The organism is Duganella radicis, assembly GCF_009720825.1.
GTDB lineage: Bacteria > Pseudomonadota > Gammaproteobacteria > Burkholderiales > Burkholderiaceae_D > Rugamonas > Rugamonas radicis.
This window is the reverse complement of sequence record NZ_WNKY01000003.1, coordinates 321905-330678: the sequence shown is the minus strand read 5'-3', so window position 1 is coordinate 330678 and position 8774 is coordinate 321905. Positions and strand designations below refer to the sequence as shown.

The window sequence follows — 8774 nt, the reverse complement described above, 5'->3', positions numbered from 1 at the left end:
GCTCGCACCGCCCGCACCGCCGGCGCCACCGTTACCGCCCATGCTGCCGCCCACATACGGTGAACCGTTCGATGCGCTGCCGTTGCGCGCACGCCCGCCCGTGCCGCCGGCCGCGCCATCGCCGCCATAGGCTTCGCCGCCATATCCGCCCCAGCCGCGTGCGTTGCCGCCGTAGGCTTCGCCGCCCGCGCCGCCACCGGCGCCACCGCCGGTGCTGTTGCCGTTGTTGGTGGCGTAGTTGCCGACGCCGTAGATCATATTGCCGCCCACCGTGCCGTTCAGGGTGCTGGTGGCGTTGGCGGTCGAGGTGTTGAACGAGTTGCTGAATGCCGAAGTGGCGGTGCCGCCGTTGTTGGCGGCCACGCCCGCCAGCGCGCTGGCGTTGGCGCCGCCAGTGCTATTGTTATTGTTGTTCTGGTTGCGAGTGCTGTTGTCCTGGGTGGTGTTGGAATTGTCGTTGGCGGCCGGGCCCGCGCCGGATTGCGTGGTCGCCGTTTGGGCGTAAGCCTGTGCGCCAAAGGCCATTACGATCAGTGCGCCGATCAAGTTTTTTTTCATAGCTGCTCCTACCTTACAGTTTGAGAAATGGGACCGGGGATCTGTCCCCCGGTCCCACCTCCTTCGCAAGCCCGATGCCATCGGCGGCAAGGCCTTGATCCGCAAGGAGTATCCGCATCCGCGCGGCGATATGGCGGCGCTGTGCGGCTGCATCACGTCACACCGGTGTGACAACGCGGCGTTCATTCACTCTGAGCGCCGGTGTAACCTGCACGCGACGGTGCGGTTATGCCATGCTTGGCCAGCAGGCGATACAGCGTCATGCGCGATACGCCGAGGTCGCGCGCGGCCAGCGTGATGTTGCTGCCGGCGCGCAGCAGGCTGGCGTCGATGGCGTCGCGCTCGGCGCGGATGCGGGCGTCGTCCAGCTGCATCGGCGCGCCGGCCGCCGCGTCCGCCGCCAGGCCCAGGTCCTGCGGCGCGATCAGACGTCCCTCGGCCATCACCATGGCGCGGCGCACGCGGTTGATCAACTCGCGTACATTGCCGGGCCAGTCGTATTCGCGTATCGCTTGCGCCGCGCGGCTGCTGAATCCTTTGACGCGCGGCGCGCGCTCGCTGTAAAACGTATGAAAGAAATGTTCGGCCAGCGGCAGCAGATCGTCGCGCCGTTCGCGCAGCGGCGGCACATCCAGCGCCAGCACATTCAGGCGGTAATAGAGATCCTCGCGAAACGCGCCGCGCCGCACCGCCTGCTCCAGATTGACGTGCGAGGCGGCGATCACGCGTGCATCAACCGCGATGCTGCGCGTGCCGCCAACGCGGTAAATCGTCTTCTCTTGCAGGAAGCGCAGCAGGTTGGCTTGCAGCTCCATCGGCAGGTCGCCGATTTCATCGAGGAAGATCGAGCCGCCCTGCGCGCTTTCGATCAGGCCGCGCTTGTCGCGCGCCGCGCCGGTAAAGGCGCCGCGCTCGTGACCGAACAGTTCCGATTGAATCAATGCGGCGGGGATCGCGCCGCAGTTGATCGGCACGAACGGCCCCTTGCGGCGCGGCGAATGCGCGTGCACCGCCTGCGCCGCCAACTCCTTGCCGCTGCCGCTCTCGCCCCAGATCAGCACCGGCGCGCTGGCCGCCGCCACCTTGCCGATCTGCCGCCGCAGGCGCGTAATGGCGGCGCTCCGGCCGGTGAGCGTGGCATCGCTGGCGGCACGCGGCGCAACATCGTCCGCGCGCAAAGCCGCCATGCCGAGCGCGTGGCCAAGCGCATGGCGCAGCCGCTGGCTGTCGGCCGGCGCGGTATGGTAGTCGTCGCAATGATCGCGCACCAGCTGACGCCATGCGGCCAGCTCCAGCATGGCCGGCGGCAGCACGGCGATCCAGTGGACGCACCAGTGCTCCAGCAAAAAGGCGTGAAGCTCTTCGCAATTGTCCGTCTCCCGCGCCAATAGCAGGCCAACGGTGCAAGGCCGTGTCTTGAAATGACGGCGCGCTTCCGCCGGTGTGGCCGCCGGGATCACTTCCCAGTCCGCCGGCAGACTCGGTACGCCGACGCCCACACAGAGTATCGAATTCGTCGTCATGCTGGTTGGACGGGCAATGATGCGAAAAGTTCAAGCTTGTGCCACCGTCGAGCCCAATATAGAATGCGCGCTGCTTTTTTGAACAGGTGAATAACAACCTGTCAATAGTTCATATAGATTAAAAAACGGGATGTGGTGAGATGAACGAATATGAATTGAAGCCGGCCACGCTGCCCGGTTGGGGCCAGCGCGCGGCATTGCGCACGCTGAACCTGTTCGGCTGGCGCATGCTGTACCGTCCCCTGCCCGGCCCGCGCGGTATCGTGGTGGTGTATCCGCACACCTCGAATTGGGACTTCATGGTCGGCCTGTTCGGCAAATGGACACTGAACCTGCCGTTCCGCTGGCTGGCCAAGGATTCGCTGTTCAAGACACCGCTGGGCGGCTGGTTCCGCTCGCTGGGCGGCGAGCCGGTCGACCGCAGCGCGCCGCAAGGCATGATACGCGCGCAGGCCGAACGCATGAATGCGGCCGACTGGTACTGGCTGGCCATCACGCCGGAAGCCACGCGCAGCTATCGTCCGCACTGGAAGAGCGGCTTCTATCATCTGGCGCTGGAGGCCAAGGTGCCGCTGTGCCTTGTGTACATCGACTATCCGAACAAGACGCTGGGCGTGGTCGATCACCTGCACCTGACCGGCGACCAGCAAGCCGACATGGCGGCGATCGCCGCCGTCTACGCCGGCCATCGCGGCCTGTATCCGAAAAACGAAGCGCCCGTCGTGCTGCAAGAACGCCGCAGCGACGAACGCAAGTAAATCTTACGCCGTCGCCGCCAGCACGATGCCGGTAGCGGCGATGGCCGCCCCCGATGCCTTGACGGCCAGCGCCGGGCTGACGCGACCCAGCAGATTTCCACCGTAGACCAGCAGCAGGCTGGCGGCCAGCAGACCGACCGCGCTGATCGCCTGTGGCAGTTCGTGGCCGTGCGCATTGCCATGCAAGATGGCGAAGGCGCTGATCATCACCGCGCTCACCGCCGCCGGCAGGCGCGCGGCGGCGGCCAGCAAGACCCCCATCAACGCCACCGTCAGGGCGATACCGGTTTCCAGTCCCGGCACCGTCAGGCCGGCGGCGCCGGTCGCCATGCCAATCAACAACATGCCGATGAAGGTGGCCGGCAGCCACTTGGCGTTCGGCTGGCGCACGCTCCATGCGCCGACCGCCAGCATGGCCAGTAAGTGATCGAGGCCAGTAAACGGGTGCGCGAAGCCGGCCAGGAAGCCGTGCGAATGCGCGCCGGCGCCGGTGTGGGCAAAGGCGGCGCCGCTGGCGGCAGCGAGGGCGATGGCGGTGATGGTTTTTTTCATTGTTCTCTCCTTAGTGGCTTAACAGGCCTTGTTCGCGAATGAAGTCGATCACCTTGGTCACGCCTTCGCCGCTGCGCAGATTGGTGAAGATAAAGGGACGGCTGCCGCGCTGTTGTTTGGCGTCGCGCGCCATGATGTCGAGGTCTGCGCCGACGTGCGGCGCCAGGTCGGTCTTGTTGATGATCAGCAGATCGGAACGCGTGATACCGGGACCGCCCTTGCGCGGAATCTTCTCGCCACCGGCTACGTCGATCACGTAGATGGTAAGGTCGGACAATTCAGGACTAAACGTGGCGGCCAGATTGTCGCCGCCCGATTCCACCAGGATCAGATCCAGATTGGGGAAATCGGCCTGCATGCGGGCGATGGCTTCCAGGTTGATCGACGCGTCTTCACGGATCGCCGTGTGCGGGCAGCCGCCGGTTTCCACGCCCATCAGGCGTTCGGCCGGCAGCGCGTCCGCGCGCAGCAGGATCTCCATGTCTTCCTTGGTGTAGATGTCGTTGGTGATGACGGCCATGTCGTAGTGGTCGCGCATGCCCTTGCACAGCATTTCGCACAGCGCGGTCTTGCCGGAGCCCACAGGGCCGCCGATGCCGACGCGGAGAGGATTGGAAGTGTTCATAATGTTTGCTCTTTCAGGATCTGTATAAACGGCTGTATTGCACTTCATGCTGCATCGACAGCAGCGACAGGCCCGGCGCCCAGTTGCACATGTCGTCGTCGCTGACGGTTTGCGCGTAGCGGGCGGCGGCTTCGATTTCTTCGCGCAGCGACAGCAGCATGCGCTGGCCCGCCACCTGCCCCAGCGGCACCGACTTCACGCACACCAGCACCTGGTTCTCGGCCCATGCGAACAGCATGGCCAGCAGCGCTTCGGCGTGCGGGATCTCCAGTGCGGCGACGGCGCAGGCGAAGGCGGTGGGCAATGCGACCTCCGGTTCGCGCTGGAGTTGCGCCAGCATGTCGGCATCGGCGATGCCCAATTCCGCCACCAGCCTGGTGAGCGAGTAGCCCATCTGGATGGTCTCGGCGCGGAATTCGGCGCTGTCGCGCGAGGCGATGAATTTTTCGCTCCAGTCACCGACGGCTTGCCAGTCGCGCGCCGACCATGCTTGCATCAGGCGCCATGCGATGGGGGCTTCCCATTGCGCCACCACCTCATGCAAATGGCGCACGATCCACGCGCGCGCGGTATCGGCGTTGCGCACCGCCCCGCTTTCCAGCGCCGCCTCCAGCCCTTGCGAATAGCTGTACGCGCCGATCGGCAAAGCCGGACTGGCGAATTGCAGCAGATGCAGGAGCGCCGCCGCCTGCATCACCACGTCGCCCCGGCGAAGGCCGGGGCCCATGCTGAGCATCCGGGCAAACGTACATTGGGTCCCGGCCTGCGCCGGGACGACGCGCGAAGGTTCATTTCGGATCGCCCGGACGGTGGATTTTCTGACGCAGCGGGATCGGCGCCAATGGGCCGTGGCCATGGTCATGATGGTGCCCGTGGCCGCCGCCATACGCGCCGGACTCCGGCTCGAACGCCGCCGACTCCTCCACCACCGTCGCGCCCAGCCCTGCCAGCATCTCCTTCAACACCGCATCGGCACGGATGCGCAGGAAGCCGTCGCCCACCTGCGCCTGCGTGTGACGATTACCGAGATGGAAAGCACAGCGCAGCAGCGTGTGCGCATCGGCGCATGTAACTTTGTAGGTCGGCTCCGGCGCGGCCACCACCCGCACCACGCGCTGGTCTTCGCCGGTCAGCAGATCGCCGTCGCGCAGCACCGTGCCGCGCACGGTGAACACCGCCACGTCCTCGCCGGTGTCCAGCGTGGCGCGCAGGCGGCACTTCTCGCGCAGTTCATAAGGCAGCACCAGTTGCGCGGCAATCGCCTCGGCGTGAGGAATCTTGGTATGTAAGGTCAGCATAATCAGAACAGGAAATAGCGCTGCGCCATCGGCAGAATCGAGGCCGGCTCGCACACCAGCAGCTCGCCGTTGGCGCGCACTTCATAGGTTTCGGGATTGACGTCCATCTTCGGCGCCAGCGCGTTGTGAATCATGTCCGACTTGCGCAGCGCACGCATGCCCCTGGCCACGATCAGCGTTTTATTCAGTTTGAGCTGGTCGCCGATGCCGGCGTCATACGCGGCCTGCGACACAAACGTGAACGATTTCTTCAAACCGCCACCGTAGGAACCGAACATCGGCCGGTAATGCACCGGCTGCGGCGTCGGAATCGACGCATTCGGATCGCCCATCTGCGCGGCCGCGATCATGCCGCCTTTGAGGATGGTGGACGGTTTGACGCCAAAGAAGGCCGGCTTCCACAACACCAGATCGGCGATCTTGCCCACTTCCACCGAACCCACCGCATGGGCGATGCCGTGCGTGATGGCCGGGTTGATGGTGTACTTGGCGATGTAGCGCTTGACGCGGAAGTTATCCGCGCGCGAAGTATCCGGCGCCAGCGGCCCGCGCTGCACCTTCATCTTGTGCGCGGTCTGCCAGGTGCGCATCACGACTTCGCCGACGCGCCCCATGGCCTGCGAGTCGGACGACATCATCGAAATGGCGCCGATATCGTGCAAAATATCCTCGGCCGCGATGGTCTCGCGGCGGATGCGCGATTCGGCGAACGCCACGTCCTCGGTGATGGCGGCATCCAGATGATGGCACACCATCAGCATGTCAAGGTGCTCGTCCAGCGTGTTGACCGTGTACGGCCGCGTGGGATTGGTCGACGACGGCAGCACATTCGATTCGCCCACCGCCGCGATGATGTCCGGCGCGTGGCCGCCGCCCGCGCCCTCGGTGTGGAAAGTGTGGATGGTGCGGTCCTTGAACGCCGCCAGCGTGTCGGCCAGATAGCCGCCCTCGTTCAGCGTATCGCTGTGAATGGCGACCTGGATGTCCATGTTGTCGGCCACCGTCAGGCAGTTGTCGATGGCGGCCGGCGTGCTGCCCCAGTCCTCGTGCAGTTTCAGGCCGATGGCGCCGGCGCGTACCTGCTCTTCCAGCGGCGCCGGCAGGCTGACGTTGCCCTTGCCGAGGAAACCAAGGTTCATCGGGAAGGCATCGGCCGCCTGCAACATCGAATGCAAATGCCACGGCCCCGGCGTGCAGGTGGTGGCCGAGGTGCCGGCCGAGGGACCGGTGCCGCCGCCGATCATGGTGGTCACGCCGCTCATCAGCGCCTCCTCGATCTGCTGCGGGCAGATGAAGTGGATGTGCGTGTCGACGCCGCCGGCGGTGACGATCATGCCCTCCCCCGCGATAATCTCGGTCGCGCCGCCGATCGCCATCGTCACATGCGACTGGATGTCCGGATTGCCGGCCTTGCCGATGGCGGCGATCATGCCGTTCTTCAGGCCGATGTCCGCCTTGACGATGCCCCAATGGTCGACGATCACCGCATTGGTGATCACCGTATCCATCACGTCGGCGGCCACGCGCTGCGACTGGCCCATGCCGTCGCGGATCACTTTGCCGCCGCCGAACTTCACTTCCTCGCCATAGATGGCGTAGTCCTTCTCGATTTCGATAAACAGTTCCGTATCGGCCAGGCGGATGCGGTCCCCGGTGGTGGGACCGAACATCTCCGCGTAGGCGCGGCGCGAGATTGTAGCCATGAGAGCCTTTATTCTTTGGGTGGTGTGGAGGCCAGCTTGCCCATTACTTTGCCGTTGAATCCATAGACTTCCTGATCGCCGTCCAGCTTCACCAGTTCCACGGTGCGCTGCTGGCCCGGTTCGAAGCGCACGGCGGTGCCGGCCGCGATATTCAGGCGCATGCCGTAGGCCTTCCAGCGCTCCAACTTGAGCACCGAGTTGACTTCAAAAAAATGGAAGTGCGAGCCGATTTGCACCGGACGGTCGCCCTGGTTGGTGACGACGACGGTGACGGTTTCGCGGCCTTCGTTAAGGCCGATCTCGCCCTCTTCAAGCTTGTATTCGCCTGGGATCATGATGAACTCCTTTTAGGGGATGGGATTGTGGACAGTCACAAGCTTGCTCCCATCAGGGAACGTCGCTTCGACCTGGATGTCAGGGATCATTTCGGGGATGCCTTCCATGACGTCGGCGCGCGTGAGTATGCGCGTGCCGTCGGACATCAGTTCTGCGACAGTTTTGCCGTCGCGGGCACCTTCCATGATGGCGCAGGTGATGAGCGCCACCGCTTCCGGGTAGTTCAACTTCAAGCCGCGTGCAAGGCGGCGTTCCGCCACCAGGCCTGCGGTAAAAATCAACAGCTTGTCTTTTTCGCGTGGAGTCAGGTCCATGTCTATGTTCTCTCTCAGGTTTGCCAGATGCGCGGTGTGACGGCCGCGCGTCCCAGCAGATGCGGGCGCAGGCGGCGCCAGACGGTGAGCATCAGGCGGCGCGCGGTTTCGCTGTCGTCGCCGAGATGACGCGCCACCAGCACGCCCTTGGTTGGGGTGACGCCGAAAACATGCTCGCCATCGGCGGCGATGTCGGCGCGGATTTCATTCAGCACAGCGGCCGGCAGCGGCTTGCCGGCCGCGATCAGCGTGGCGCACACGGTGTGGCGGTCGAGCGCGAGCGGACTATCGAGAAGGCCGCCGATCATGTCGCCCTGCTCCCACCAGATCAAGCGCCCTTCGCGGCGGATGCTGCTGCGCTGGCGAATGCGGCCGGTGTTGAATACTTCGCCCGAGCCGCGCCGGCCCATGCACAGGATTTCGCAACCGAGGAAAGTGGCGCCGGCGGCCAGTTCGATATGCTGGTCCAGCACCACGTCGGCGGTGTCGAAGAAAATAGTCTCCTGCGGCAGCCATTCGAGTGCGGCGTTTTGGTTCACATGCAGGTGCACCGCCTGGTGTGAAACCTTGCCGTTGGCCTTGTACCATTTGGCCGCGCCGGGCGTGGTGATGAAAGCGTGGGCGTTGTCGCCGACGCCGATATCGATCTCCAGCTTGTCGCCGCCGACCACGCCACCCGGCGGATGGACAATGATGGCCTGGCAGACTTTCGCGTCTTCCGGGTACAGCGCCTTCTGCACACGCAGCGGGCCATAGTGGATCTTGTCGAATAGCCGCGTGGTGCCGGCATCGTCCGCAAACCCGAGGGTGAGACTGGCCTGCCAGGCACTATGGCCAGTGCTGGCGGCGAAGTCACGCGATACGGTGCAATCAGGCATGGGGGGAATACAGAATAAATAATGTTCCGTCCTATGCAATCCTTGTGCCAGCAGAAACTCCCCTCTTCCGCGCCCCGGCGCACCGTCACGCAGCGTTGCGCACCAAGTTGGTGCGGATCACAGTTAGAATTGACGGCGCGCCGGCGCAAGACAGATTTCGCGCCGCCGCCTTCGTGTTTTGATTGTTGAACTTCGCTCAATTGATCTTTGCGCGTTGCCGCCTTTTTGC

Annotated in this window: 10 protein-coding genes and 1 pseudogene; 1 reads left to right on the top strand and 10 read right to left on the bottom strand. The window is 64.6% G+C overall.

The genetic code is table 11. The features are described from left to right. A pseudogene (locus GM676_RS06065) lies at positions 1-558 on the bottom strand (hypothetical protein); the annotation flags it as partial. 182 nt (positions 559-740) lie between these two features. Continuing rightward, on the bottom strand, positions 741-2081 hold the full coding sequence (locus GM676_RS06060) for a sigma-54 dependent transcriptional regulator (protein WP_155462516.1): 1341 nt from the start codon (positions 2079-2081) through the stop codon (positions 741-743). 140 nt (positions 2082-2221) lie between these two features. On the opposite strand from GM676_RS06060, the gene GM676_RS06055 reads away from it, so the two are divergent. Continuing rightward, complete coding sequence (locus GM676_RS06055) at positions 2222-2839, top strand: 1-acyl-sn-glycerol-3-phosphate acyltransferase (protein WP_155462515.1); 618 nt, start codon at positions 2222-2224, stop codon at positions 2837-2839. Positions 2840-2842: 3 nt separating this feature from the next. Here GM676_RS06055 and GM676_RS06050 read toward each other — a convergent pair whose 3' ends face one another. From GM676_RS06050 to GM676_RS06015, 8 genes are all read right to left on the bottom strand, one after another. After that, positions 2843-3391: a HupE/UreJ family protein gene (locus GM676_RS06050; protein ID WP_155462514.1), complete on the bottom strand. Its 549-nt coding sequence runs from the start codon at positions 3389-3391 to the stop codon at positions 2843-2845. A gap of 10 nt (positions 3392-3401) precedes the next feature. Further along, positions 3402-4016, bottom strand: coding sequence for an urease accessory protein UreG (gene ureG / locus GM676_RS06045; RefSeq protein WP_155462513.1), 615 nt, complete (start codon positions 4014-4016; stop codon positions 3402-3404). A 13-nt stretch (positions 4017-4029) separates the two neighbouring features. Then, a complete protein-coding gene (locus GM676_RS06040) occupies positions 4030-4710 on the bottom strand; it encodes an urease accessory protein UreF (protein WP_155462545.1) in 681 nt (226 codons plus the stop codon). 94 nt (positions 4711-4804) lie between these two features. Beyond that, entirely contained in the window at positions 4805-5314 is a 510-nt protein-coding gene (gene ureE / locus GM676_RS06035; protein WP_155462512.1) for an urease accessory protein UreE, read from the bottom strand. Between the two features lie 2 nt (positions 5315-5316). Further along, positions 5317-7017 (bottom strand): urease subunit alpha, encoded by a 1701-nt coding sequence (gene ureC / locus GM676_RS06030; RefSeq protein WP_155462511.1) that lies wholly within the window; start codon positions 7015-7017, stop codon positions 5317-5319. Between the two features lie 8 nt (positions 7018-7025). Continuing rightward, positions 7026-7352, bottom strand: a complete 327-nt coding sequence (locus tag GM676_RS06025; RefSeq protein ID WP_155462510.1) for an urease subunit beta — start codon at positions 7350-7352, stop codon at positions 7026-7028. A gap of 12 nt (positions 7353-7364) precedes the next feature. Next, complete coding sequence (locus GM676_RS06020) at positions 7365-7667, bottom strand: urease subunit gamma (RefSeq protein WP_155462509.1); 303 nt, start codon at positions 7665-7667, stop codon at positions 7365-7367. A 14-nt stretch (positions 7668-7681) separates the two neighbouring features. Next, complete coding sequence (locus GM676_RS06015; protein ID WP_155462508.1) at positions 7682-8545, bottom strand: urease accessory protein UreD; 864 nt, start codon at positions 8543-8545, stop codon at positions 7682-7684. Positions 8546-8774: the final 229 nt, after the last annotated feature.